Source organism: Paenibacillus forsythiae T98 (assembly GCF_000520735.1).
In the GTDB taxonomy this organism is placed as follows: domain Bacteria; phylum Bacillota; class Bacilli; order Paenibacillales; family Paenibacillaceae; genus Paenibacillus_AQ; species Paenibacillus_AQ forsythiae.
In genome coordinates this window covers 1-1,216 of sequence record NZ_ASSC01000468.1, presented here as the reverse complement: position 1 = coordinate 1,216, position 1,216 = coordinate 1, and the positions used below count along the sequence as shown (strand labels likewise).

General features: G+C 53.9%; 2 protein-coding genes. Both read left to right on the top strand.

Annotated features, from left to right (window positions below; all coding sequences use genetic code 11):
* A partial coding sequence (locus L692_RS0115005; protein ID WP_025700981.1) for a glutathione S-transferase C-terminal domain-containing protein occupies window positions 1-636 on the top strand: 636 nt, incomplete at its 5' end.
* A 17-nt stretch (window positions 637-653) separates the two neighbouring features.
* Window positions 654-1,076: a GNAT family N-acetyltransferase gene (locus tag L692_RS0115000; RefSeq protein ID WP_025700980.1), complete on the top strand. Its 423-nt coding sequence runs from the start codon at window positions 654-656 to the stop codon at window positions 1,074-1,076.
* The last annotated feature ends 140 nt before the right edge of the window (window positions 1,077-1,216 follow it).

The window sequence follows — 1,216 nt, the reverse complement described above, 5'->3', positions numbered from 1 at the left end:
TATAAAGAAACAGACCCTGACCACCAAGGCCGCGCAACCGTTCCAACGGTGGTCGACATCAAGACGCGGAAGGTTGTCAACAACGATTACTTCCGGCTGACCAATGATCTGGAAACGGCCTGGTCGCCCTTGCACAAGGCAGGAGCCCCGGATTTATACCCCGAGCGGCTTCGCGGGGAGATCGACGCTTTAAACGATATTCTTTTTCATGAGGTGAACAACGGAGTGTACAAGGCGGGCTTCGCCCGCACGCAGGAAGCCTATGAGCAGGCCTATGACACTTTGTTCGCCCGGCTCGATGAACTGGAGAAGCGGCTCGCATCGAGTCGGTATCTGCTTGGCAGCTTTATCACGGACTCGGATGTGCGCCTGTATGTGACGCTTGCCCGGTTTGACATTGCCTACTATTCCGTCTTCCGGACGAACCGGAACCGGCTTATTGACTTTCCTCATTTATGGGGCTATGCCCGCGACTTGTACCAAACTCAGGGGTTTGGGGATACCACGGATTTCGAGGCGATCAAGAGGGGCTATCATTTGGGGGATATATCAAGCAATCCTTATCTGCTCTTGCCGAAAGGGCCGGATGTGTCCGCCTGGCTAACCCCTCATCATCGCGAGTTGTTGGCGAAATAAGGAAGGATGGGGAACAGATGAACTTCAACATTCAAAATCATTGCCAGAATGCGGATTGGGAGCGGGTTGCCGGATTGATGGCCCATTTCGGAATAACGGAGGCACCTCCCGAGACGCATAAGAAAGCTTTTGAACAGAGCTATGCCGTTACTTTTGTATATGATCAGGGGCGGCTGATCGGGTTCGGACGGGCCGTCTCGGACGGTGTCTCGCAGGCGGTTCTGTATAACATCGTTGTAGACCCGGATTATCACGGGCAAGGGCTGGGCCGCGCGATCATAGAGGATTTATTGAAGGCTGTCGGACACTGCGATGTCATTTTGTACACCCATCCCGACAAAATGAGCTTCTATACCCATCTTGGCTTCCGGAGGATGAGAACCGGTATGGCGCTGTATCTGGAAGAGGGCAAGAAGGAAGAAATGGAATTTATCGAGTAAGGAGGTTATGGAATGAGCGCCATCAACAAGCATCCCGTATTCGCGAATGAGCTGCGCGCCGACGGTTCTTTTGTTCCGCAATCGAACCTGTTCACCGTCCCTTTCGGCTACGGTCCCGGAGAGCACCGGCCGGAAGCGGG